Genomic DNA, 24,870 nt, shown 5'->3' on the forward strand with positions numbered 1-24,870 from the left:
TTAATGAATAGAGTTGAGTGGCTTTCACATACAAACCTTCCTTTAAAAGAGGGGGATTGTTGGGGAAAGTTGAATAAAAATGAAATAAAACTAAGCTCGCTAGAAGAGCAACGCGAGCGTATTAGGAGGTGGCAACCTCAGCAAAGACTGCTAATCAACTTGAATCGTTTTCATCGGATGGTTCCTCCAATTTACTGTAGTAAATATCGGAAAATCATTAAAAATAATTTGAAATACAGGTATAAGGTAATATCGGTTACTTCTATTATTCCTGTGTACCTTTTTTTACTATTACATTTTTTTTTCAATTACAAATTCGATTATGAAGCTGTAGGTAGTGCCCTAGGATTTATTGGTTTATGTTTGGCGTATTTCTTAACCTATAAGCTTGGTTTAAGTAATACAAAATTAATAAAGGAAAGGTCACTATTTTATTATTGGTTATTTAACTCTGTAGTACCCCGAAAAGCATTATTATTTTGTGTTTTGTATGGCGGTGGAATAGCTTTTTTACAATTGTTTTTTCAACAATTTTTAGGTACCACTGATGCTGTATTTGAACTTTATGGCATTATGTATGAAGAGGTTTCTAATCAGGATTATTGGCGATTCTTTACAGGCCCCAACCTTCATTATTCTTTGCTTCACTTTTTTGTAAACTATTTGACTCTTTTAATGGTGGGGACGTTATCTATTTCTCTAACTGGGTATAAAAGTACCTTCATATTTATTATTGGTAATGCCGTTGGTGCTTATTGTCAGTTTGTCTTCGGAGGGAGTGTATTTGATAATTATGGCGGTATTTCATCTGGTAATTTTGCTCTTTTTAGTTGGCTATTAGGTTACAACTGCTTTTACAAAAATAACTTACCTCAAGGCTTTTCTTACACTATCGGAATAGTCGGTATTATCGGTTTAATTAGTGGTGAACTATTAAACTCCAATTCAGCTACAGTAGCGCACGTCACAGGTATATTATTTGGGCTTGCTGCATCTTTTTTTTATAGTTGTTACGCTTATTGTATTCAACGGCATTAGCGGCAGTTTTCTAAGGGTTACTAAATCTAGATATGTTGGTTCAGGAATCACCCAACGACTTGCCAACGATTCAACCTTTGGAAAAAATGGTTCTGACAAATTGGACGATATCGTAATTATTGAAGTACCGATTAATCCGTAAATTATTGTGTGGCAGATATTTGGGGATTTCTAAATATAGAGCCAAAAAAGCTTTAAGAGTGGCGTATTTATATACGTCACTGTGTTTGTTGTAAGGCATATGGTATGAATGTAAAAGATGAAATTGAGTTCAGGCTAAGTTATCTGAAAGGCTTAGCTCAAACCAGACCAAATATGAGTTTGCCGGGGGCAAAAGTAGCTAACAGATATAGATCATTGGCAGGTGTATACTACGGTATCTATATATATGAAACTGCATTATCAGAAAAGTTAGAGTCTCGAAATAATACACTAATGCACATAAATGAAATGAGTTTATCCGCTGTTCAAGCTCATTCTGAGAGTACGCTGAAAAGTTTAGAAGCTGTTTTTCTGGCAAGAACAATAAAATTAGAAGACGTGACTGACATTGCTAAACAGATAGTTTCGTTAGCTAGTAGCAATACAAATGAGTATATCACTCATCTATTCACAGTCATTTCGTGTTTAAAGTTGGGATGTGATTATACTCCATATTTGGATTGGTTTAGCAAAATGGAGAGTAAAAAGTATACATTAGTATTACCGGGGTCTGTTGAGGCCATTTCTCATTTGGTTAAAAGAGATGAAAATAGTTTGTCTGCTGCGATAGACTCTATGCTGCTAGCACATCATAAAGAGGCCAATAACAGACACTCAGATATTTATAATTCTCAGGGGGCATTTCTTAGCATTGCACCTTATTTGATTGTAGATCTAGCCGAGTCTTTTGGTATGAATATTCGTTCCAAAATTACGGAAAATAAACAGATACTCAAACTTGGACTTAGCTCCCCAGCTGACTTTCCTGAAATACCTAAAAATCATAAGATGCCAATAGAAGTCGATTATCTTACAGCAAAAACAAATATTGTCGTTTAGTCGCTATAAGTAATGATGTCATTATGAAGCCAAAGCTTAGGAAGTGCCCCGTATGTAAAATTCAAAGTGTTAATGAGAATGACTTATTTATTGGAGCTGAATGCCTAGGGTGCGGCTCAATCATTGAAGTTAATTATTATTATTCATGGGGTGTATCAATACTATTATGCTTGATTACCTTGGGCGCATTTAAGCTATCATTGCCAATAATTGGCTGGCTGTCACTGCTAACCTTAATTATTTTTACCAGTAATTATAAGCATTGGATAGGAACATATTTCCCATTAAAGTGTTACGAAAAGAAATAGGCTAAGACTTCCGAAATAAAGTATGAATTTTCAATTAACCTACCAAGACACTATTCAACATGCCAATATTGTCCTTGTTCAGGAATAATGTAATTAACACCGAAGGGGTTTTCTGCGGTTAATTGAGCCAGAATTTTTTCTTGTATTGTTACGGGGTTCGTTGGATTGGGGCGACGTAACACCGGTTTAATATGGCTTATAATGATGGGAAGTCCTTTAATGGCCGAAGGCTCACCAAGGATTTGTACAAGGAAAGCGATTTCTTGGTTTACCAATTGAGGCGTTAAATGCCCAAATAACAGGTTAGTAGGCCTTTCATTTGAGAAAGAACTTTCTATTATAATCGCTTTGAGCTGCCCCTTTAATACGGCAGGTTTGATGGCTTGCCACAATGAGGCTAGCTTGTCGACTTGCTCAATGGAATCTGCGCCTGTATCACCCAAACATAGAACTATGTCGTTTTGATATTCAATTACAAAAGCACTTGATAGTTGGCCGCTGTGACTTAACGGATAAGCTGTGACGAACATATCGGTATTGTGAATTTGCTGCTTTTTATCGGGAAGTAATTCACGATATTGGTATTTATTTAGCCTAGGTTGTTTGCCTTTATCAGCAAAATTTGGCCACGATTGCCAATTAAAATAGTTGGTTTCAATGTTTTGTAATACAGGTTCAAAAGCATAAAGCGGTTTTGCCGAATCATCTACCGAACCTACGAGTAAACCTGCCAAGTGGTCTAAGTGACTATGGGAAATCAAATACCCTTTTATATAGTTCTGTAATACATTTCCAGTAAGCTGATGTGTTGATGAACGAGGAATAACTATCCCATTGTTTCTTTGCTTTATTGAGTCATTAGCTTCAACAAAACTGCCTTGTTCTACCGCTTTTTCTATGCCGTCAACTAAGCTACCTGCATCGCAAGCAACACCGGATTGACTGCCATGAGGAGCAATTAAAAACGACGACAGATTACTGCTTTTTGTTCCCCCCGCTGTACCCAAGGCGACAATATCGAATCCATTATTCTTTGCGGAGCAAGACAAGCTAGCAAGGATAGTGAGCCAATAAAACAGCCTCATTTTGTTTTTTTCCTACGTGTTTGGCTAGTCATTGTATTAGTTGTTTTCGGTTATAGACAAGGCCACAGCTTCTGCAATGCGTATGCCGTCGATACCTGCCGACCAAATTCCGCCCGCGTAGCCAGCGCCTTCTCCTGCTGGGTATAAACCGTGAACATTAACGCTTTGAAAATCCTTGTCTCGCTTAATACAAATAGGCGAAGAAGTGCGGGTTTCAACACCGGTCAGTAACCCATCTGCTTTGGCAAAACCTTTTATCTTTTTATCAAAAGCGGGAATGGCTTCACGAATGGCATTGGTTACATAATCAGGCACGACCTTACTTAAATCGGTTAAGGTTATTCCCGGAGTATAAGAGGGCTTTACATCACCTTCTGGGGTTGTTGCACTGGTCTTATTATTGAGGAAATCACCTATGTATTGTGCGGGGGCATGGTAGTTTTCGCCGCCAGCATGAAACGCGAGTGATTCCAAATTACGCTGTAATTCTATACCCGCTAATGGGTGTCCGGGGTAGTCTTTTTCAGGGGTAATGCCCACCACGATGGCGCTGTTTGCGTTACTTTCATGACGGGAATATTGACTCATTCCATTGGTAACAACGCGTTTTTCTTCCGATGCAGCGGCAACCACAGTTCCACCAGGACACATACAAAAACTATACACTGAGCGGCCGTTTTTACAGTGGTGCACTAATTTGTAATCTGCGGTACCTAGGATTGGGTTACCCACGTTATCGCCAAACCGACAACTGTCGATCATGCTTTGTCTATGCTCAACTCTAAAGCCAATTGAAAAGGGCTTGGCTTCAATGTACACACCTTGGTCATAAAGAGCCTCAAAGGTATCACGAGCGCTGTGGCCTATGGCTAAAATAACGTGTTTACAACTCAGGTATTCGTCATTAGACAAGAACAAACCTTTTATCTTGCGTTTGTTGGTGTCATCTGTGGTGTCGAAATCTAGCTTTTCCACGCGAGTACTAAAGCGAAATTCACCGCCCAGTTCGATAATGGTTTTACGCATGGCTTCCATCATATTGATCAGTTTATAAGTACCAATATGAGGCTTACTGACGTACATGATTTCTTTGGGAGCACCAGCGTCGACAAATTCTTTTAGTACCTTACGGCCATAGTGTTTGGGGTCTTTTATTTGGCTATAAAGCTTGCCATCGGAAAATGTACCGGCACCACCTTCGCCAAATTGCACATTGGATTCGGGATTAAGATCATTCTTTTTACGCCAAAAACCAAAGGTGTCTTTGGTGCGTTCACGAACCACTTTTCCGCGTTCTAAAATAATGGGTTTAAACCCCATTTGTGCCAGCGTTAAAGCCGCCAACAAACCACAAGGACCAAGCCCAACGACCACTGGGCGTTCGGTTAGATTACTGGGGGCTTGAGCGACAAATTTATACGTCATGTCAGGGGTTTGACGAACGTGTTGGTCTTTTTCAAAGGTGGCTAATAGTTCGGTTTCATTAGTGACAGCAACATCTAAGGTGTATATGAGCTGAATATTTTTGTTGTTTCGCGCGTCGTAACCTCGTTTGAACATATCAAAAGATACTAGCTCATTATCACTAATATTAAGCTTGGCTAAAATAGCGTGTTCAATGGCTTGGTCATCGTGATCTAGGGGTAATTTGATATCGGTTAAGCGCAACATAGTAAACAGTCTCTTGAATATGCCGGACAGCCTTTCTGTCAGGGCTAGACTATTTTAAATCAGTGCATGCACAAGGTACAGGAATACGTGCTTAACCTTTAAAGCCTTTACCTACTACATAGACTTCTCGTGATCGGGGTCTGGACGCATCGGGCTTGCGAATAATCACTTTGTTAAAAGATTGGCGTACGTCTTTTACATAGGCTTCGTAACCCACACCTTGGAACACCTTGGCGCAAAAACTGCCATTGGGCTTAAGAACATTTCGAGCCATGTCTAAGGCAAGTTCAACAAGGTAAATAGATGAGTACTGATCTGTGGTTTTTACGCCGCTTAAATTTGGCGCCATATCGGAGACTACTACATCAACTTTTTGGTTATTTAACGCAGCTAGTATTTCGTTGTATACAGATTCTTCGGTGAAGTCACCTTGAATAAAATGCGCACCAATGATGCTATCCATAGGAAGGATATCGGAGGATATCAGGCGCCCTGAGTCTACAACTATGGGCGCAATCACTTGCGACCAACCACCTGGCGCTGCACCTAAATCCATAACCACATGACCGGGCTGAATGAGTTTGTCTTTTTCATTGATTTCAAGCAATTTATAACTAGCACGAGAGCGGTAGCCGTCAGCTTGGGCTTTTTTTACATAGAGGTCACTTAAGTGTTCCTCCATCCATTTTTTACTGCTGCCTGACTGTGCCATAAATTACTCTGCCGTTACTGTTTTTGGAATCCCGCCTATTGTAAGCGGGCAACGGATATTTTCCAATTCATTGGCGCCACAATTCAGAGGTTTATTTGCATTTAACCTATGACAGCGGTTTTTTCTGACTTGAATTACGCAAACAGATATAATTCACCCTATTAAGACTCCGTTATAGCTGTTAGGCAAGGCGACATGAAATTAGACGACGTCAAAAAGTTACATCAAAAAAAGTACCGAGCGCAATTTGGCTATTATCTAGTTGAAGGAGAGCATCTAGTACTGGAGTTACAAAAAGCAGCCTTGTCTAAAAGTGACTATACCGATATTACGCTTTATGTCACCAGCGACTACCAAGACTGGGCGGCAAGGTTACAGTTTGACTATACCTTGGTAGTGGTTAACAACAAGCAAATGTCTCAGTTGAGTAATACGAAATCCCCTCAAGGTATTATTGCTTGTGTTCCCTTACCCAGTAAGGCTAATGTTGCTCCAGCTTTAAAAAACACTATGCCCAGTGTTTACCTGCACGAAGTACAAGACCCCGGTAACTTAGGTACGATATTGAGAACGTTGGCGTGGTTTGGGAATTTCAAATTATTGCTGAGTGAAAATAGCGTCGATCCTTTTAACCCTAAAGTGGTTCGCGCAAGTATGGGGGCGATATTTCATGTACCTATGGAATTAGATGTGACGCTAGCGGATTTACAAAAGCGCTATACCCAATTTGCATACTTGGACATGCAAGGCAAACCGATTTCTACTCCAGAATTTGCCGATTATCAATGCTATTTATTTGGTAACGAAGCTAGAGGTGTACCCAAAGAAGCGTTAGCGAAATGTAACGCTCAGGCTTTTACTATTCCGGGGAATGGTGCTATTGATTCACTTAATCTGGCAAGCGCAGTGAATATGTGCGCATACCAGTTATCAATATAGCGTTAGTTGGATACGTCCAGAGTTACCCATACCAATCGGTGATCTGATGAAACTTCTTTATCTGTTCCCCGTTGCCCTATACGTGGGTCGTTGAACAGTAAGCGGCCGGACTCAGATTCAGCGGGCCAATACACACCAGAATCAAGCACCTGCAAATCGGCAGAGGGCACGCTGTAATCGGCTTTGCTTCCGAAGGTCGCTGTACGAATTTTCGGGTGAGGGTGGTTGCGCTTATTTGGCTCTTGTTCAGCTCCTAAGGAAACAGGAAAGTGATTACCGTCGATACGGGTAACCTTTTGATTGACGAGTGGATGAAACATAAGCTGTTGAATACCATTGAACCTCTCGTCAGTGGTTCTTCCCCATGTTGTATCAGCATTTAAGTCGCCCATGATCACAAAGCTTTCTTTTCCAAGTCCACCGTATTGACCCTTGTCATCATATAAGACGCTGGTGTCGTTATTGCTGATGTAATGCAGCCAAAACAAGTTCTCGTCACTGTTGCGGTATTTATTATTGTCGCTAAAGGTATCAAATGCCGGTGGAGTAGGGTGAGATAACAGAGCATGAATGGTTTTTACTCCCGATTGGGTAGGAATGTGAATGGGCGCATCAACGTGGTTTTTTGAAGACAATCTTAGGTTCTGCCATTCTTCATCGGAAAACCAGTTGTCGCCACATGCCATGGCTGAGGGCAAGGGTTTTGTATCATCACAAACATTAATGGTGGGATTGACTGCGTGGGGTAAATCTTTGCGTTTAAATGTCTGAAACGTGCGAGTGTTGTTTTGATCAATTTCATACTTCGACAACAAGGCAAATGCATAATGGCCATGATAAACACCGTATCCATAGGCGTTGTTAGGATTTGTATTGTCATAACCCGTTGCGCTTTTGGTTAAATTCATTCCTGAAGCTAGGCCTGTATTTGTTGCGTAACTTTGTTGATAAGGGTAGTGAATCGGCTCTAGCATGTCGCCACCGTCAACGCTATTCATGCTTTGGCTTACGGACAAATAGTGTGTTTGAAACCCTGTTAACGCTAGGGTGTTTTTGCCTGTTCCGTCGTTATTAAATTCATTGAGTAACAGCACATCGGGTCGTACTTTTTGGATAATGGCGGCAACATTGCGAATTTGAATAATACGTTCAGCTAGTCGGTTCTGGCTTTCATCTAATGTCCCCTTTTTCCACGACTGAATGAGCACTTTTTGTTGTTCAACGGGGATATTCATAAAGCTTACCCATTGTTCAAAGTTCTCCGATGGATCGCCATCGTGAGCAAACGACACATTGAAAGAAGCAAATTTCACGGTATTGGTCAAAGTAGTGTGCTCATCAGTTGGTGGTGTGATGACTTTTCCATTACATGCCGACAGTAAAAGTAAAGATAGTAAGACGTAGGCGAATCGAAGTGGTGCTGTATGTGGAGTCATGCTGGAATGAATAAAGGTTGTCGATTTATAGCTGGCAGAATAGCCCTGTTAAATCGGGTTTTCAACTTTCGCTTTAGCAGATACAAAAAAACGACTCGAAGGTCGCTTTTTTGTATTTTTATTACGCTTTTTTAAGTTGCTTCTTAAGTTTTTTAAGCTTTTTTTCTTGTTTTGCGATTTTTAATTTTCTAGCTTTAATTTCTTTTTTGATTGTTTTAACTTTAGCCATGGTGGCACTTCCTTAATAAATATACATCGAGAATATAATGTATAACTTTTGTATATGCATTTCAAGGGCCTTTTTAAGCAATTTTATTATTTACGCCTTCAGCTAATTATTGAGTAGGGGTAATTTTGATTTGAGATGCCGTAATAACATTAGCGCAGGTATAACCATTAATGCGGTGATTAAAAAGAATAAGGTCCAATTGCCATTCATGATATCTACTAGCCAACCACTGGCCCCTGAAAGCGCAGTTCGACCAAAGGAACTCACAGATGCCATTAACGCGTATTGGCTAGCGGAAAAAGTGTGATTACACAGTAGTGAAATAAAGGCTACCATAGCTACTGTGCTCCACGCTGCGGTGAAACCGTCGATTACCACTGCTGCAATAAACCAGCTTGGGTCAGGGCCAACTTGAGCCATCACTGAAAACATCAGGTTACTTGCCGCCATCGCAATGCCAGCGACTACAAGCCCTTTATAAATACCAAAGCGTATAGTGAAGGCGCCACCAATAATGGCAAACACAATAGTAACCCACCAGTTGATTAACTTTGAATAAGCTCCAATGTCTGAATTACTAAACCCCAGTTCTTTGTAAAAAACAATGCTCATACGGCCAACGAACGCTTCTCCAATTTTGAACGAAAATATAAACAACAAAATGGTAAGGCCGATTTTTATTCCATTACGAGCAAAGAAATCAGCAAACGGTTTTATTAATGTATTAACGAACCATAGAGGCATGGATTCAGTGTTATTTTCGCTCGTTCTTTGTATGAGTGGCGGCTCGTTTACGCACAAGGTTATTAACGCCAGTAATGACATGATTCCAGCTAACACTAAATATACTTGAGGCCAGCTCCAACCGGGAAGGTCTGCTAGGAAAAAAGGAATAGCGCCTAAACCTCCGTAGCCTGTCCACCACCCAGCGGTAGCCATAGAGGATGACGCTGTCATGGCTGCTTTGTCATTGCCCATACTGTCGATTCGATAACCATCAATCGCAATGTCTTGAGTAGCAGAGCTGGTTGCAATGGCAACACCTAAAAGCGCTAGCCACCAAATTTGGGTGCTTAATTGCAGTTGGGAAATAATTAGGCAAAAGACAACTAACAGCAGTTGCATAGCAAAGACCCAACTTTTCCTTCGACCGAGTCGTTTAAAAATAGGTAAAGAAAGTCGGTCTACTAATGGAGACCAGGCAAAATTAAAGGTATACATAGCAAACACAAGGCCAAAAAGTCCAATGTCAGTTCGTGAAAATCCGTCATCTTTCAGCCATGCAGACATGACTGAACCTATCATTATCCAAGGAAAACCGCTGGCGATGCCAAAGCAAAAAATGGTGAGAAGGCGTTTGTCGCGAAATTGTGATATTGCGTGTTTGAGCGAAGTCAAAAAAGAAACTCTAAAGAAAATACAAAGGCCATTTGACCTTCTTTACGGTAAAATTACAACACCTTAAGGGCGAATTCCAACACACTCAAAAGGTTTAAACCCGCCGTGTTCAAGAAACTCAATACACTGTGCAAGCTCTGTGCGAAGCGTGTTGTCTTGAAGAAGTGAATCTGGAGGCAAAGCATGCACTTGATAAATTAAGTGCCAAAACACTTGTTCTCGTTCACTCAGGGGAGAGGAATGTCTATTCGTGACCTGCCTCCATTCTTCAAAGGTGTCCCAGACAAACAAGTTAATTTCGCTATACGGAATTAGGCCTCGCCAAAATCCGCGAACGTAATACACTAGCTGTACTGTTTTATGTCTGATGAAGTTACTAACGGCCATACTCTTTGTGTTGTCAAAAACTAACCTTTTAGAGTATAGACAATATTAATTAATTCGCATTACCATCCTAAGGATCTTGTCCAACCCACTATTTCGGTCCCAACCCAGTCAATTGCCGTACGTGACTGGGCTCTCGGCAGCATACGTTGGCGATAATCTAATTTTATTTTTACGTTGGCTTGCGTCTTTCTTGCGTTAATTGTCGATAACGCAAATCGATTAGAAGCAGCAAATCCAATATCTAAAAGTGGATAAGGATAAGCAGCGGTCAATTCTGGAATTGTATTATTTATTTCGTTTTGAGGCCAAAACGGAGAAATTAAAGCAACAGCGTCAGGAGTAGCAACCAACGTGTCTGATGCTGAAGCTAACAGTAATGCTGCGACTACGCCCTCTGCAATAAATAACCTAAAACCATTGGTATCGGTGGTGTCGTTTAAATGATTAACCAGCGAAACCATTTGTGTTTGTAGCGAAGTGAAATCGATATCCGGCTCTAGCGTCGACATCCAAGGTTGTATGTTTTTTTCCGTCATAGCCATGGTTTCAGTCTCTTTCATGCTTGCAGCGTCAGTCATAGTTGCTGCGTCTTTCATGCTCTCTTTGTCAATTAGGTCAATTTTGGGGTTGGGTTGTGACGATAACCAACTAGAAGATACAAGATCGACATGCCAGCCTTTTTGCGCCAATTCATTGGCTAAATCTAATGCTGAATAAAAAGATAACTTTCCTCTTCCTGGACTGACAAAAACCGTAGCTAAACCGAGAGTTAAAGGTCGTTGAGCATCAATTCTTATGCTATATGTTGCGCTGTTTTCGAGGTTAATCTCATTCACTGTATGGGTGGGAAATTGACGCGCAATGTCGCTAGCCAACACGGTATGCTGGCAAAGAATAAGTGCAACGACACATACCAAGAAGCGAAAATTCAACGAAAGTTACTCTATAAAGTCTGATATCTCTATATCGTGCTGTATCAGCATTTCTTTAGCTTCAGTATAGGTTTCTTTTAAACAAAGTGGGGAATATTGACTAAAAGGTATAGGGGCGCTAAAGCTGATTCGTTTTCCCGTTAACGGATGAACAAAATTTATGGTTTGCGCATGGAGTTGCAGTCGAGTAACGGCTTTTACCGATTCTACTGGAGAATATAAACGGTCGCCGAGTATGGGCGTACCCAATTCGCGCATATGTACGCGCAATTGGTGCGAACGCCCGGTAATTGGATGTAGCTCAACAAGCATACCGAAAGGTTCTGGCTGAATGACTTTATAGCAGGTTAAAGAGGGTTTACCGTTTTCCCAATCGACTTTTTGTAACGGCCGATTGGGATAGTCCACAATTAATGGAATGTTCATTATTCCTTTGTCGGCGTCTGGCTCTCCAAATAAACGGGCATAATAGCGTTTGTGAGTGATACGGTTAGCAAACTGATACGACAAATGTTTATGAGCGGCTTTGTTTCTGGCAAGTACTAATACCCCTGAGGTTGCCATATCCAAACGATGCACAACAGATACCGAAGGAAAAACACGGCTAGCGCGATACCAAGCCGAATCTAAATGAGCCTTTTCTTTACCAGGCACACTTAAAAGCCCGCTGGGTTTGTTGATAACCACAATGTGGTCATCAACATACAGCAGGGGTAAATAAGGGCGAGCCGGTGGGCGATAGACAAAATCCCTTAGTGTCATGTTGGGTTATTTACTATGACTCTTATTGCGTCTAGTTGTACTTCCGCATTTTTTAGCAAGGTGTCTAACTGCGATTGTTGTGCAACAAAAAACGCAATTTCTGAGTCTCGTACTGAAGGGTTCAAGGTTTTTAAGGTCTGCAAACGTGTTACTTCACCACCAATAGTCTCGTGCATATCTGCTAACGCACCTTGCAAAATAAGATCGGCTCGAGACTGAGCGATATCCCTTGCGGTGGTTAAATGCTGCTCTATTAAGGGTTGCAGTGCGCCAACCAATTGTTTGGCTATTTTGCGATTCACCTTGCGGCTTACTTCCGCAGACAAATCACAGGCATTGCCGTTGGGGTCAATAGTCAGGTGAATAGGGGTAGGCGGAAGAAAACGGTCAATTTGTAATTCACTTGGACCACTAGTTTGTAGTTTAAATACACACTCTACCCAGTATTGACCTTTAGGCAGTTTGTTATCTGCAATAAACGCCAGTGAGCTTTTACCTATGACTTCAAGCAATACATTGTCTATTGCCGCTTGCACTAAAGGGTGATCCCAAGTTAAAAAGTGTACATGCTCTAAAGATGTCGCTGTTGCTCTGCGATAAGTTACCGTCATGCCTTCTGGGTCTAAGCCTGGTAGGTTACTCACCATGGTTTCTGTGGGCGTTAGAATAAAGGTATCGACATCTTTTTCTTCTTGGTGAACGCCTAAGGCATCAAATAAACGGCTCATAAAACGAGGCAGTTCAGATGACGTATCTTGCTCTACAATTTCATCTAACAATGGGTCAACTTTATTCATACCAGAGGCACTAAGTTCAAGCAGTTTGTCACGGCCTTCCTCTAGCTGTGCTTTTAGCGCCTGATTAATGTCGGCGGTTTCTTGAATTAAGTTCTCAATTAACTCGTCGTCTTCTGGCACATGCATAGCTTCATCTAGCTGAGCTTGTACTTGTTCAAACACCGCACGGCCTGTTGGACACGTTTGCTCGAAGGCATTTAAGCCATGTTCATACCAGTCAGCTAAAACAGCTTGAGAGGTATTTTCAATAATAGGAACATGAATATTGACATCCCGAGTTTGCCCAATACGATCGAGACGACCAATACGTTGTTCAAGTAAATCTGGGCTCATGGGTAAGTCGAATAAAACCAAATGATGAGCAAATTGGAAGTTTCGACCTTCACTGCCAATTTCAGAACACAACATAACTTGTGCGCCATCGTCAGGATCAGAGAAAAAGTGAGCTGATTTATCTCGCTCTACAATACTCATGCCTTCATGGAATACAGTATGACGAATACCCGTTTGCGTACGCAGTGTTTCACCTAGTAATAACGCCGTGTCTGCACGTTGGCAGATAAGTAGCACTTTTTCTGGTTTTAAAATTTCCAACTGGCCAATGAGCCACACTATTTTGGCTTTTAACTCGTCAGCGCCTTCAAGTGGGTGGCGAATAAGCTTTCTTGAAGGGAAACCTGCTATATTGGCACGGCGGTTTCTAAACAATAAACGACCTGTACCGTGACAATCGATAAGCTGGGTGAGTAATTCGTGTTTTTCTTCGTCAGATTCAACATGAGTGAATTGCGCCATGATTTCTGGTGCAAACGCGGTCAATGTATCTGTATGGGCTTGAGATAAGGGCGCATTCTCGAATAGAGGGGAAACCGCTTCAGCTAAGGTTGCGTATTTTTCTTCTTCATCTAGAAAAGCTTGGTAATCGTAAAAACGGTCAGGGTCTAGCAGGCGAAGCCGTGCAAAATGACTTTCATGGCCAAGCTGATCTGGGGTTGCAGTTAACAATATTAAGCCAGCGCTTTGGGCCGCTAAAGTTTCTACCGCTAAATATTCTTCTGATGGTGCCTCAGCAGACCAACTTAAATGGTGGGCTTCATCAACAACCAATAAATCCCATCCAGCTTCTGCGCAAGCGGCAAGACGCTTTTCGGAGCCCGTTAAAAACGACGTGCTGCACAAAACAAGTTGTTCTTGTTCAAAGGGGTTTCCTTCTTCTGATTCTTTAATAGCTTCCCAACGGCTGTCATCAAATATGGCAAAGGCTAAATTCACTTTGCGCAGCATTTCTACTAACCATTGATGAACTAAAGAATCAGGTACCGCTATCAATACCCGTTTTGCTCTGCCCGATAATATTTGCTGGTGAATAATAAGCGCGGCTTCGATAGTTTTACCCAGTCCAACTTCATCGGCTAACAGCACTCTCGGGGCGTGGCGATTTGCCACTTCTGATGCAATGTAAATTTGGTGTGGGATAAGAGAGATACGAGCACCGGATAAACCACGTACTTCAGATATACCGTGCTGATATCTATGGTGAAGTGATGCAAGGCGTAAATCGAACCATTTAGGGTGATCAACTTGCAAGTTAAACAAACGCTCTTCGGGTTTGTCCATTTGTAAGTTGTGATCTAGCTGAGTCTCAGGAATTACTACATCTGATTTGTCGTCTTCGCGAATAGCGCGATAAATAACAACACCTTGGTTTTCTTCTACGTCAGTAATGCGACAAGGCCAACCTGTAGCTGTTTTTACTTTATCACCTTCCGCTAATATCAGGCGCGTGAGCGGTGCATCTTTTTGCGTGTAAGTACGGCTCTCATTTGTTGCGGGATAAAGTACTTCAACAGTACGCCCCTCAACATTCATAACCATACCTAAGCCTAATTCACTTTCGGTATTACTTAGCCAACGCTGGCCCATAGAAAACGACGGTGTGTTACTCATAAAATTCCTTGCCGACAATGCACGATTTTGTGCGGCGCGTATTGTATGTAAGCGTGGCAAGCAATGCAAAAATCTGCAAGAAATTGGTGTGTTTTTTTGCAAACTGCACTAATGTTGGAAGAGAGAGGGTAAAGGAGTGAACTATGCCACCGAAAAAAAGTGATTCCACTAAGATTTATGTCCTTGATACCAACATACTACTGCATGAGCCACACGCGTTTATGTCTTTCAAAGAGCATGACGTAGTTGTTCCAATGACAGTACTTGAAGAACTCGACTACATCAAAGACAGCAAGAAGGACGTTGCTCGAGATGCTAGAGTGTCAATTCGAGCAATGGAAGATTTACTCCACGACGCTACACCGGAACAAATGCTTGCAGGGGTAAGTTTAAAAGGTTTAGGGTCGGGGCCAACAGCGCCTACTGGAACCTTATCTATATTCAGCGATTTGAGTATGGTTAAAAACTTACAAGTATTTGCTTCTAACGAAAACGACAACCGCATTATTAACGTCGCCCTACATTTACAAAATGAATTCTCACCTCAGCCAGTTGTGTTGGTAACCAAAGACCTCAATATGCGTTTAAAAGCCAAAGGCGCAGGGCTGGCACAAGTTGAAGATTACCGCACCGATCAGTTAGTTACGGATATTAAATACCTGTCTAAAGGCTATCACGAGTTTGAAGGTAACTTTTGGGACCAAGTTAAGTCCGTTGAAAGTAAAACTGAAGGTCGGGATACAGTTCATACTATTGAACGTAGTTTAGTGCCCGATGCCTATATCAACGAGTTTCTTGTTGATGAATCAAATCAATTCGCTGGTTTGGTTGAACATATTTCCGATGAACATATCGAAGTGTTAGACCTAGGTGTTGAACGAATTATGGGTCGAAACGCATGGGGAATTTCACCTAAAAATATTGGCCAAGCCATGGCGCTGCATGCTTTGCTAGACCCACACATAGATTTAGTTATACTCACAGGACCCGCGGGTAGCGGTAAAACCCTGCTAGCTTTAGCCGCAGCGCTAGAAATGGTTGTCGAAAGGAATATGTACGACAAAATCATTGTTACCCGAAGCACACCGGAAATAGCTGAATCTATTGGCTTTTTACCCGGCACTGAAGAAGAAAAAATGGCGCCTTGGTTGGCGGCAATTACCGATTCTTTAGAAGTGCTACACAAACACGATGAAAACGTGAAAGGCTCCATGAGTTACATTATGGAAAAAGCCAATATTCAGTTTAAATCGGTGAACTTTATGCGTGGGCGTAGCATTCAAAATGCCATCGTTATTCTTGATGAATCGCAAAACCTAACTGCATCTCAACTGAAAACCATCATTACCCGTTGTGGTGAAGGGACTAAGCTGATTTGTGGAGGAAACTTATCGCAAATAGACAGCAACTATCTAACACCTTACCCAATTTCTTATTTGGTCAATATCTTGTTACCCCACCGTATTTACTGGCCTGAGCAAGGGGTAACACTATTTTCTCAAAAAACAAGTAATTTTAACTATAAGAATCATGCTCAAAATACAGGGTTGTTACCCCTAGATTCAGCAAATGATGATTGCTTAATGAGCTGTCACTTGAAAGAGGTGGCTTAGTATGAATATCTTTAATGTTAATAACGAACCAGTCAAACAAAAAATAGAGAGTGAAACTCATAACTGTAAGGATTTAACCAGCAAGAAGGCACTAACTACAATCAATAATCTTGAGGTAAATCTATAATGAATAATTCAAAAGAAAATAACTTACGTGTACTCGATACCTCTGCTTTAGTTCACGACCCAAAGTCTCTCCTTGCATATAGCGGTGATGTCTATATTTGTTTAACAGTATTAGAAGAACTCGATAACTTAAAAGAAAGAACTAATAAATCTGTCAGTGCTGACGCACGTGTTTGTATTCGGATGCTAGAAGATATAATCAATGGTCATAGCGCTGATGAAATGGAAGCTGGTATCCCTTTACCGTCAACTGAAACAGCTAAAAGAGGCAAGCTTTTCATAGGCATCGATACTCAGCTAGATATGGCGAAAGAGCTTAAGCACGGAATTGGAAGTGATGCGGACAACCGCATTATCAACTACGCACTTCATCTTCAAAAAGATTTGAAAAAAGACGTTACGATAGTCAGTCGAGATATCAATATGCGTCTGAAAGCTCGTACTGTAGGTGTAGCTGCTGAAGATGTCTCTGTTGATAATCAAATATCTGATGTTGATCTGCTATATACAGGTGTGCAAGCGTTCGAGGGCGATCTATTTGATCTTATTGAGTCGGACAAAGATTTTAAACTGTCTGGCGAGGTTTATGCGTTCCCAGTTTCATTATTTAATGATGAAGTTCAACCTAACATGTATTGGTACGATGAAGCTGGGCACATTGGCTTGGTCACTGAAGTTGCTGACGAAAAGGTATACACCAAGTTACTGCCTAGAAAGCAAGATAAAATTTGGGGCATCTCACCTAAGAACCAACGTCAGGCAGTTGCTTTAAATCAACTTACCGACCCATATTATGATTTAAACATTATTCTTGGGCCTGCTGGCTCAGGAAAGACTTTCTTAGCTGTCGCTGCTGCGTTACATCAGGTAGTTGAATTAAAGCAGTACAAAAAAATCGTCGTAGTTCGTTCTCGTGACTTCATGGATGACGACCCCGGCTTTTTACCCGGAGATTTGACTGAAAAATCGATGCCATTATTGGCTGGTATTACTGATGCCCTGATATCAATGCATTCAGACGACAACCATGATGGTAACATCCATGCTACAGTGGAGCATATCATTGAGCGAGCAAACATTGAGTTCACCAGCATGGCTTATTTTCGAGGGCGTTCTATCGATGATGCGGTTCTCATTATTGATGAAGCTCAGAATATGACGCGTGCTCAAATCAAAGGGATGCTCAGTCGAGGTGGAAAGAACTGTCGTACTATTGTACTAGGTAACCTCGCGCAGATTGATGATAAGTTTGTAACAGCCGCCTCAAGTGGAGCTTCTGCCGCCGTCAACGTCTATCGTCATTATGAGAAAGGCTCTGTTCTTATATTCGATGAGGTAGAACGTAGTAGCTTAGCTCAGTTTACAGAGCAAAATATGTAGATTAGTTAAAGTGCCAGATTCTGTTCTGGCACTTTAATCTCCAAGTTATCTCTTTTTTCCAAACTCAACATGTAATATTTCGCCAGTTTCTTCATCGATATCAATCTGGTGTTTTTCGATTAATTGAAATCTCAATGCGTCATTGTATCGATACATTTCTGTAAGTCGGGATATTAAAGCTCCTTCCGCTTCTTTCGTTTCTTTTTCACTTGGACCGTTAGGTTTATTTTTTTTCAACTCGGAAATCTTAGACTTGGCTTCTTCCAACTCAGCTTCCAGTTTGTTTACTCTCTCTTGGAGGCTAAGGTTTTCTAACTCGACTTTTCGTATCTTCTCAGCATCAATTATTTTAGTCCGAATTTTTTCATATGATTTTTTCCGCAAGACAGAATGGCTCCGTCCAGCGAGTTTAGCGACCTGTAGTCGGTTTATTACTGCTGTTGGATTTGCTATAAGCTTTTCTAGAGCTTTCTCCATTAGCTCTTGCCCGGTCAATTCAACTGTTTGTTCTTGATTAGAGTTAGTCATTAATGGAGACCTATTTTATTCTATTGATGATCATGCGATAGCCTCATCGTCCACAACAAATGGCTTGCTATCAGTTAAGATAACTTTTGCAGCATTAACAGTGTTTCGCCAACTTTCAGCCATCAAGGAATGTTCCTCTTGTTCGGAAGGTGAAAGAGAGGTGAAACGCGTTAACATGCTATTTGCTTGGTTTTTCATCGCTCGCCAGTGTACTTTTTGTTTTTCAGTTACCGTGTAACTAGGGCAATAAACACAGCCGCTGGGTAGGCCAACGTTCTTCAATTTACATTCGGCACCACCAGTACAGTAGCCATGCGGTAAACCACGTATGTTTTTGAGGTTCTGAACTAGGAATTCTTTGTATGAGTTGAGGTCTTTGAAATGTATCTGCTTAATTGTGCGACCAGTATTCGATTCACCAGAAGCGTCAACGTCAAATACAAGGCTTTTTGCTCCTTTGTTTAGTCGTTCACCTCCCGCACCAGATAAGTTACCCTCCTCAGCTTCTTCAGCAAGCTCTGAAGCAATTGTTTCTACAAGTAGTTCTTCAAAATCTTCAAACATGTTGATCATTTCGTCCATTGATTGATAACCACGAGTGGCATAAACCATTGTCATTGAGCTTGCTAGGTGTTTGAACTGATGTTTTATGTCGTCTAGTTCTCCCAAGCGATTTGCAATTATGAACCAAGCAAAGTTATGCCTGAACATGTGGGGTGATATGTGATAAACCTCACCTTCTATGTATTTTACTCCTTTGTATTTTCCACGAACTGGTTTGTAATTGCAGTCCAGTGCTTCTAGCTGGTCAATATCTTCAGCAGATAATCGATATTCAAACTTGTGCAAAGAAAACTTTGGATCTTTTTCAGGGTTAGAAGAGGTTTGGCCCAGCTTTGATTCAGTAAAGTTAATAGACGTCAGATAGTCAGCGACCCCAAAGATTAGTTTCTTATCCAATCCATGCTGCAAACGATGTTTTAGGCCGCTCGTTAAAATATCACTGTGGTTTTCTAGTATGACTTTTGCTCTTTTATGCATACCTTTTATATAGCGTTCTAAAAGCTTTATCGCGTCATATGTGTCCTTATTTGCTACCCACTTTAACTTGATTTCACCTTCATCGGTTTTTGTTAGGACGGCCTCAACATAATAACGACCATCTTTTTTAGTAGCGCAACCTAATGTACAGCTCAGTGCTTCTTCTCTTCGCATGCCCGTATAAGTGAGAATGTAGGTTAAAACATTTAACTTCAGGTTATTGAATGCAGAAAAACCAGCTCTTAACCTATCATTGAAGCTTTCTCCAACAGCCTGCCTCACTATTGAAGAGGTGTTGTTTTCGACATTAACTATGAAAGAATTTCCTATAGCATCTATAAACTCATTATTTACAGCTTCCCAGTTGCTAATTTGTTCTTTTGCCTCTTTTAACCGTCTCTCACAGTCTTTAATAATTTCTTTTAAAATGCCAGATGGAATTATTGGGTATGATTTTGCCGGATGGCTCCTTTCTATTGTAATGCCGAGTTTATCTATTTCCTCCCAGAAGATATCTAACGAATCTTCTGAAAACAGGCCATAGTTTGTGTGTATGCCGAAGAATCTGGGGCTTGCTAAAGTCTCTCCTGATTCTAGGTCTAGCTCCTTTGTTATGAAGTCAACAAAGTGGTTTCTTCGAATAAGAGGTGGCAATAAATTAAAAGATGCAAATGAGTCTACATTTAAGCTTTGAAGTTGTTTAGCAAACTTAATCAAAGGACGAATCTGTCTAACAGTAGTTCCAAATTTTTGGCCATCTCCACCTTCAAACAATCCAGAGTGCGTTGCCAGCAGTGCTGCTGATTTCACCTCATACATGAAGTTCGGTTTTAAGCCTTTGAAGCTAATTGATTCGGAAGATGACTCTCGCCATGTGTCATCTCCGAAGTGGATCGGGCCGTTGTACTTTTCATTTGCACTTTCAACGGTATTGATTTCAACCGAATTGAGCGAATTAACCTCAAAATTTTGCAATAATTTTATGGTCAATAGCCCTGTTTCATCTGGCTTAGAGATACTTTCTATTAGGTCGATTAACTGCATTACAGCGCTCCCAAGTTAGCGAAAAAAGCCCAATCTTCATGGCATCCTTTTTCTTCTAAAAGGTCTCTTCCAAGGCTTACGGCTTCTTGGCTATATTCTGATAACTCATCTAGAATCTCATCGACTCGATTGTTAATGATTTCAATATATTCAGCTTGATCTGTAGTGCCTTCATAGTCACTAACACCTCGCTCCATTTCACCGACTACATAATATTGGTAAGACAAGAGACGCCAGACATGTTCTGCATCAGCAACTAGCCTGAAATGTCTACAAAATAAACAGGCGTTGAAGTCGCCACATTGAGATGTTTCTGTGCCGGAATCTTTATTGAGGCGCTGTTGAGCTTTTCGAAATGCTTCTGCTTCTTCATCGTTACCTTGGGAGGCGCATCGACCAGAGGGTGTTTGCTTAGTACTAGCAGGTATTTCTGTAACGATGATTATGTCATCAGTAAGCGGACGACCTGAAAAGTAGTCAGACATGGTTGTTGATGCTGATGCTATTTTTTCTTCAGAACCAATGCCATCATCTCTAAGGTATACATCTAGGAACACTTTTAACGAATGTTGGCCTGCCTTTTTGTATTTCTTAAAGTCCTTGGCAAATTTCTTGTAAACATAGTTCAATCCACCTTTGCGAATGCGTTGAGTGTTGAAAGATACGTCACATTGAAACATCTTGAGAACGTCATTAACTTTGCTTGAGAAGCTTTCTTTTGCGAATCCAAATGTTTTACCATCCTCATCCTTATATAGAGCTAAACGGTACTTCAGCTTGCTATCTGGTTTTAATTGAGCACGCAAGTAGGACGATAGCTTGTCACGAATGTATTCTAGGTCTGATAGAGCATTTGTGACTTCCTTACCAAAAATTAAGCCTTCTTCATCAATATTGTCTGCATCCATGTCGAATTCATAAAATTGAGTGTCATACTTAGCTCTTTTTTTGAAAAGCCTAACGAAGTGCATGGCTTTACCTGTAATTGGTGCACTTAGCTGTAGTATGTCGTCAACTTCTAATCTCAATACAGGGGAAAGGTTCCAGCCTGTTTTAATAAAAACTCGCGCAAGACGCAGCAATAACTCATCGTGACTCGATAAGCTTTTGGTACTCAGCCCTAGTTCAATTGCGTATGTAATAGATACAACGTCCTCAATGGTGTAATAATCGGACGCTAGTCTCTTGTCTTCGTTTTTTTTACGCTTGCCTGCTGATATCTCGTAAGCGTTAACTTCAGTTAAATTGTAATGTTCGCAAAAGATCTTTAAAGCACGTTGCACTTGTTTCGCAGAACCTAACTTTAATTCATCAGATTCAAATTTTTGCTTAAGTGCATATCTGATCCGTTTAATTATTCGGCAGTTGTTTTTTTCAAAAGCATCAATACCGTGTTTTGCTAGCAACTCAAGGTCATTTTTATCCAATTCATTGAGGTGATTGTTGAAGATTGACTGGAGAGAGCCAACAACTCCGAAAGTTGTATCTATTGATTTTTTAAAGCCATCAATTCTTCGCAGCTCGTATTTTGCGTATTCAGCTAGTTTTTTTGCTAATTGCGGAAATCGCTTGGCAATGCCATCTAAAATGATGTAGCGATATTCATCATCACCAGAATCACATTCAAACGGAATGGCGTACTCCATAATGTCTGTGACAGAGACATTGATGCCATTTATGGCACTGTGCATTAAGAATAGCTCACCGCGAGCTTGGTCTAGGCGGTTATCTTCGACGGCGTAAATAGATTTTATGAGTGCATAGTCATTTTCAAAAAAAGCACTAATACCTGAAGAATGCAAATGATCTAGATTAGGTAGTTGGTCCTTGATGTCGAAAATTGCACTGCTGATTTTGGTCAGGCGTGTAATCGTACTAATCGCTTCCTTTTGGCCTTTATTTTCATAAACATCGAGAACATAACTTTGAGCTTGTGAAAACCATTTTGGAGATAGTTTGTGAAGCCAATGGGCACCTTTCTCAGTACTACCCGCTTTAAGAACATGGCTGTTCCTTGGGGCTTGCTTGGCCTCATTACCATGTAATTCTGGGTTGTGTACTTTTCTGGCCTTATGCAATCTACTTTTGTTTTTGTCGGGTGTATAAAAGATAAGCAAATTGAACAATGCGTCTTTATCTAATACTTCTTCTAAACTACCTTTTGCATCAATATGAGCAATCATGTCTTGGTCGTTGCGAGATTCTTTAAACGCACTAAGTGTTGCACCAATCGCACTTTTATACTTGGTGTGACCATTTGGTAGATCTAGCAGCTTTCGCGCTAGCTTATAGAAACTTGAGCACCAACCTGAGGGGTAGAGGTACATGTCTGAGATATCTATTGCTCTTTTTCCATACTTACATTGGCTCGGTGACCAAATGTTCTGAGCGTTGAAATAGACTTTAGCCAAATTAAGTACGTCAGATAAGATAGAGCCGCCTCGTTTAGTAAATACTCCGTTTAGTTCTTTTAAATACAATTCTTGCTCAATGTATTGCCACTCTGCCGGATCTTTAATGGCAGAGAACCCTTTTTTAATGAATCGTTGAAAGTGCTTAGTATCTTGGGTGTCGTTAAATAGCTCAATGTACTTAATTAGGTTTTTAAATCGCTCTATGGTGACGTCATGTCCTGCGCACGTTCTTTCACTAGCAGGCTTACAAGCTAATTCAAAAATGGCCAACCCATCTTGTGCGAGTTGCTTTGAATACGTTTCAACTTTGTCGATTTCTTTTAATGTACGCTTCGGGATCACTTAGTGTCTCCCTTTGCTTCAACTTTGTTCAGTATTTCTTGGTAGATATCAACTACCCACGAGTCCATTGCTCCATGCTTGCCGACATTACCTTCTATCGCGAAATCCAAGTAAAGCTGCGTTGTTCGAAAGGACTCATGAGAAAGCAAGAGCATGAGTTTGTTCTTTATATAATCAGGAGAGTAGCCTCTTTCCAACATGGCTATTGCCCAATATGTCGCGAAAGTAGCTCGAAGATCATGTACATCTCTCTCTAAATTAGGTTTCCCTAGTTTCTTTAATTCTGCTCTAACTTTTGCAATTGAATTTTGTACACTGGTTTCTTTCATGCGCTCGCCAGAGCTGTTGATAAAGAGTGGTAGAGGCTGGTCAGGATTATCCTTCCCGTACTTACTTTCGTGTTTAAGTTGTCTATCTTTGTAGGTTTTCGTTTGTGTGTAATCCCAAAGCAACTGCATTAAAGTTGCTGAAATTTGCAGATTGGTAGCTTTGTTGAACTTTCTCAATAGAGATAATCTGAAAACGACGCGCTTTTGCCTAGGATTGAAAATTTCGTTGTGATTTATCTGAACGACTTCAAATGATCTGAGTCCACCAAATAAGCAACACTTCAAAAACAAACCATATGTGCGATGGCGATAAACGCCGCTATCCATTAGAAGCTTTAGTTCTTCGCCGTTGTACGGTTGCAATCCTTTTCTTGGTTTTTTGTCTTTTGGTTTATCCTCAGCAGCGAGAGCAAGATTACTAATGTACTTTTTAACTGAGTTTTTATGATCGTAACTTGTGCCCGGTAAAGCAAATAAAGCACTAGCATAATCATTTCGTTTTACCGAGATTGCTTTGTATTTAACAGAGAAAGGGAGCGCGTCAACTTCAGCTCGTCTATAGGACCACAGATAAAATATTTTAAGGCTATTTAGGACTCTTTCACCTGTTGTAAAAGCCAACTCATCGTTTTTAATTTGCTGCCTTATATATTCTCTAAAATTCCATACAGGTAAAAGAGCCTCAGCTTCGTCCACTGAATTTGGATCATAGTTTTGCGGAACAGCCATAATCTCTTCATAAGATATGTCGCTATCAATCATCCAGTCTAGGTATCGCTGTAGATCTTTGGCTATAGGGTCTAAGCTGCTAACTTGAATTCCTTTGCCTTTTTTGGCTCCAAGCTCGCCTTGAGACCAGACATATTCTTCGTTACAGGTGTTCTTATTTTTACTTAATGAAAAGTTACCCTTATGCCTTTCGATCATATAGAGATTAAACTCCATACATTCTTTTATTCTCGTCGGGTGAAATAAGAGAGGGAAGTTTTCGACTTCATCGTTTGTGTGGTAAGCCAATGAACGAAGCTGAGAGTCTTTGAATTGCTCTTCGAAGTATCTGTCTTGATTATCAACCTCAAAGTATGGAAGTTTCCCAAGGTTGATTTTTGTGTTCAGAATTTTGGATTTAGTTTTACTAAGCATTGTTTCCTCAAGTTGATTTGAAACAAGGGTAACAGTGCTATTTACTTTTGTAAAGAATGGGGTATTATACATATTTGTATAATGAAATATATTCGCTTTATTTAACCTGTTGATATAAAAGAAAAAGTTCATTTCTTCGGCTGAAAAATAATTTTTATTTAATTTCATTTAATTGTTTTTTGCCTAAAAATTATCCATGCTGTGTTACTTATTATTAATTTGCGACAA

Annotated in this window: 18 protein-coding genes and 1 pseudogene; 6 read left to right on the forward strand and 13 right to left on the reverse strand. The window is 40.6% G+C overall.

What is annotated here, in order from left to right; all coding sequences use genetic code 11:
- Positions 1–3: 3 nt before the first annotated feature.
- Both J3L16_RS13175 and J3L16_RS13180 read left to right on the forward strand, forming a co-directional pair.
- A complete protein-coding gene (locus J3L16_RS13175) occupies positions 4–1,038 on the forward strand; it encodes a rhomboid family intramembrane serine protease (protein WP_207613455.1) in 1,035 nt (344 codons plus the stop codon).
- Positions 1,039–1,284: 246 nt separating this feature from the next.
- Positions 1,285–2,079 carry a hypothetical protein gene (locus J3L16_RS13180; protein WP_207613456.1) on the forward strand — a complete coding sequence of 265 codons (795 nt, stop codon included), beginning with the start codon at positions 1,285–1,287 and terminating at the stop codon, positions 2,077–2,079.
- A 358-nt stretch (positions 2,080–2,437) separates the two neighbouring features.
- Here J3L16_RS13180 and J3L16_RS13185 read toward each other — a convergent pair whose 3' ends face one another.
- The 3 genes from J3L16_RS13185 to rlmE all read right to left on the reverse strand — a co-directional run bounded on the left by J3L16_RS13185 (position 2,438) and on the right by rlmE (position 5,855).
- Entirely contained in the window at positions 2,438–3,472 is a 1,035-nt protein-coding gene (locus J3L16_RS13185; protein WP_207613457.1) for a 3',5'-cyclic-nucleotide phosphodiesterase, read from the reverse strand.
- Positions 3,473–3,508: 36 nt separating this feature from the next.
- Positions 3,509–5,143, reverse strand: a complete 1,635-nt coding sequence (locus J3L16_RS13190) for an NAD(P)/FAD-dependent oxidoreductase (protein WP_207613458.1) — start codon at positions 5,141–5,143, stop codon at positions 3,509–3,511.
- A gap of 91 nt (positions 5,144–5,234) precedes the next feature.
- The gene (gene rlmE, locus J3L16_RS13195) at positions 5,235–5,855 is read right to left on the reverse strand and encodes a 23S rRNA (uridine(2552)-2'-O)-methyltransferase RlmE (RefSeq protein ID WP_207613459.1); all 621 of its coding nucleotides are present in this window, start codon (positions 5,853–5,855) and stop codon (positions 5,235–5,237) included.
- A 195-nt stretch (positions 5,856–6,050) separates the two neighbouring features.
- Here rlmE and J3L16_RS13200 point away from each other — a divergent pair, with 195 nt between their 5' ends.
- Positions 6,051–6,794, forward strand: a complete 744-nt coding sequence (locus tag J3L16_RS13200; protein WP_207613460.1) for an RNA methyltransferase — start codon at positions 6,051–6,053, stop codon at positions 6,792–6,794.
- A 2-nt stretch (positions 6,795–6,796) separates the two neighbouring features.
- Here J3L16_RS13200 and J3L16_RS13205 read toward each other — a convergent pair whose 3' ends face one another.
- Both J3L16_RS13205 and J3L16_RS13210 read right to left on the reverse strand, forming a co-directional pair.
- Positions 6,797–8,230: an endonuclease/exonuclease/phosphatase family protein gene (locus J3L16_RS13205; RefSeq protein WP_207613461.1), complete on the reverse strand. Its 1,434-nt coding sequence runs from the start codon at positions 8,228–8,230 to the stop codon at positions 6,797–6,799.
- A gap of 331 nt (positions 8,231–8,561) precedes the next feature.
- The gene (locus J3L16_RS13210; protein ID WP_242698831.1) at positions 8,562–9,749 is read right to left on the reverse strand and encodes an MFS transporter; all 1,188 of its coding nucleotides are present in this window, start codon (positions 9,747–9,749) and stop codon (positions 8,562–8,564) included.
- Here J3L16_RS13210 and J3L16_RS16315 point away from each other — a divergent pair.
- The gene (locus J3L16_RS16315) at positions 9,748–9,924 is read left to right on the forward strand and encodes a hypothetical protein (RefSeq protein ID WP_242698832.1); all 177 of its coding nucleotides are present in this window, start codon (positions 9,748–9,750) and stop codon (positions 9,922–9,924) included. The two genes, J3L16_RS13210 and J3L16_RS16315, sit on opposite strands and share 2 nt — an antisense overlap.
- On the opposite strand, the gene J3L16_RS13215 is transcribed toward J3L16_RS16315, so the two are convergent.
- The 4 genes from J3L16_RS13215 to rapA are packed head-to-tail and all read right to left on the reverse strand — an operon-like array spanning position 9,921 to position 14,682.
- Positions 9,921–10,244: a hypothetical protein gene (locus J3L16_RS13215; RefSeq protein WP_207613462.1), complete on the reverse strand. Its 324-nt coding sequence runs from the start codon at positions 10,242–10,244 to the stop codon at positions 9,921–9,923. The genes J3L16_RS16315 and J3L16_RS13215 overlap by 4 nt on opposite strands.
- Before the next feature lie 59 nt (positions 10,245–10,303).
- Positions 10,304–11,176, reverse strand: a complete 873-nt coding sequence (locus tag J3L16_RS13220; protein ID WP_207613463.1) for a DUF3530 family protein — start codon at positions 11,174–11,176, stop codon at positions 10,304–10,306.
- A 6-nt stretch (positions 11,177–11,182) separates the two neighbouring features.
- On the reverse strand, positions 11,183–11,938 hold the full coding sequence (locus J3L16_RS13225; RefSeq protein ID WP_207613464.1) for a pseudouridine synthase: 756 nt from the start codon (positions 11,936–11,938) through the stop codon (positions 11,183–11,185).
- On the reverse strand, positions 11,935–14,682 hold the full coding sequence (rapA, locus tag J3L16_RS13230; protein WP_207613465.1) for an RNA polymerase-associated protein RapA: 2,748 nt from the start codon (positions 14,680–14,682) through the stop codon (positions 11,935–11,937). The genes J3L16_RS13225 and rapA overlap by 4 nt, the downstream gene beginning before the upstream one ends.
- A gap of 143 nt (positions 14,683–14,825) precedes the next feature.
- On the opposite strand from rapA, the pseudogene J3L16_RS13235 reads away from it, so the two are divergent.
- Both J3L16_RS13235 and J3L16_RS13240 read left to right on the forward strand, forming a co-directional pair.
- Positions 14,826–16,100 (forward strand): annotated as a pseudogene (locus tag J3L16_RS13235) (PhoH family protein); the annotation flags it as partial.
- 321 nt (positions 16,101–16,421) lie between these two features.
- Positions 16,422–17,801 carry a PhoH family protein gene (locus J3L16_RS13240; protein WP_207613466.1) on the forward strand — a complete coding sequence of 460 codons (1,380 nt, stop codon included), beginning with the start codon at positions 16,422–16,424 and terminating at the stop codon, positions 17,799–17,801.
- Between the two features lie 45 nt (positions 17,802–17,846).
- Here the strand turns inward: J3L16_RS13240 and J3L16_RS13245 are convergent, their stop codons facing one another.
- Genes J3L16_RS13245 through J3L16_RS13260 form a run of 4 tightly spaced genes read right to left on the reverse strand, consistent with a single transcriptional unit; the run spans position 17,847 to position 24,810 of the window.
- Complete coding sequence (locus tag J3L16_RS13245) at positions 17,847–18,329, reverse strand: hypothetical protein (protein ID WP_207613467.1); 483 nt, start codon at positions 18,327–18,329, stop codon at positions 17,847–17,849.
- 30 nt (positions 18,330–18,359) lie between these two features.
- Complete coding sequence (locus J3L16_RS13250) at positions 18,360–20,414, reverse strand: tyrosine-type recombinase/integrase (protein WP_207613468.1); 2,055 nt, start codon at positions 20,412–20,414, stop codon at positions 18,360–18,362.
- Positions 20,414–23,170, reverse strand: a complete 2,757-nt coding sequence (locus J3L16_RS13255; RefSeq protein WP_207613469.1) for a hypothetical protein — start codon at positions 23,168–23,170, stop codon at positions 20,414–20,416. The genes J3L16_RS13250 and J3L16_RS13255 overlap by 1 nt, the downstream gene beginning before the upstream one ends.
- Positions 23,167–24,810 carry a site-specific integrase gene (locus J3L16_RS13260; protein ID WP_207613470.1) on the reverse strand — a complete coding sequence of 548 codons (1,644 nt, stop codon included), beginning with the start codon at positions 24,808–24,810 and terminating at the stop codon, positions 23,167–23,169. Before J3L16_RS13260 ends, J3L16_RS13255 begins: the two co-directional genes overlap by 4 nt.
- Between the last annotated feature and the right edge of the window lie 60 nt (positions 24,811–24,870).

This window comes from Alteromonas sp. 5E99-2 (genome assembly GCF_017368475.1).
Classification (GTDB): Bacteria; Pseudomonadota; Gammaproteobacteria; order Enterobacterales; family Alteromonadaceae; genus Alteromonas_F.